This window comes from Blautia sp. DFI.6.71, assembly GCF_020593585.1.
GTDB lineage: Bacteria > Bacillota > Clostridia > Lachnospirales > Lachnospiraceae > Blautia_A > Blautia_A wexlerae.
Genome location: NZ_JAJDMJ010000133.1, coordinates 1 through 1,186 on the forward strand (window position 1 = coordinate 1; position 1,186 = coordinate 1,186).

Annotated in this window: 1 protein-coding gene; it reads right to left on the bottom strand. The window is 38.3% G+C overall.

Annotated features, from left to right (window positions below; translation table 11 throughout):
• The coding region (locus LJE12_RS19560; protein ID WP_195481631.1) for an IS110 family transposase at nucleotides 1-855 on the bottom strand (855 nt) is incomplete at its 3' end.
• Nucleotides 856-1,186: the final 331 nt, after the last annotated feature.

Below are 1,186 nucleotides of genomic sequence, written 5' to 3' on the forward strand. Positions count from 1 at the left end.
TGGACCAATCCCTTTAAACTGCATGACAATTGAGTATTCAGGAAGCTTTGAGGCAGTCTCGTTCATGAGAGTGCGTATTGTTTCGACAGTAACGGAAGTACTGTTGAGCTGATCGATAGCTTGTCTGATGATATGTTTGGTTATTTCATTCTTAGGAAATACTGGAACAAGTTCCTTTGTTTTGGTGTAAATTTCTTCCGCTTTTGATTTATTGAAGGCATATTTTTTGCGCTTGCACCAGTTCTGATAATGTTCAACAAAAGCGTTTAGAGACATTTTACGAATGCAATCTACATGCCAGTATGTAGAGACAAAATCAACCCATTTCTGGGAACCATCACTGCGGGTGGGACTATTGAAATAAGTATTTGCATTTGGATAGGTCTGGTCAATGAGGCCAATAAGATTATTTTTCATAGCCGTTTTTTGTTTCACATAGAAATGGAACTGACGATTCATGACCTTTAGCTGAGCGCGTAATTCATCTGTAATACTATACGGTTCAAGACTTTGCCATTTGTCAAGAGCGTAGCGGGCAATCTTGACAGAATCAGCTTTGTCGGACTTGATTTTGCGAAGAGAATCGTTATTAAAATCTTTGACCAACTTGGGATTAACAGCACTGACAAAGAGATCTGCTGCTGAAAGCTGGTGAGCAAGTGCTTCGTAGTAGCGGCCGGTATGTTCCATTACAACCCGGGATTCACCTTCGATAGAATGAATAAGTTTAATAAGTGAATGGATATCACTGGATGTGTGCTTAATCTCAAAAGGAGAGGATACAATCTCCCCAAATGGTCTCAGAATTGTAACCATACTTTTACCTTTTGAAACATCGATACCTACTGCGTTCATAAATTTATCACTCCTTAAAAAATATTACAATGGATAAATACCAGTTTTACTCATTACCTGTTCAAACTACTGTGTGTGACACGAATGCACCTAATGTGATTCAACCTGCATAAAACGAACACTGTGAATGAGGAGCCGGTTATCAGTCTAAAGTACGGACGCGAGGTCCAAGTGATGAAGTCGATATACCATTGCATCCTACATTCTAACAGTTTAAGTAATGAGATGGATAAATCCTTACTGGAAGTAAGGGGATTACCCATAAATATATTGTAGTAGTGATGAGTTAGAGCTTGAATGAAAAAGTAAATTCTACATTCTAATATACCTT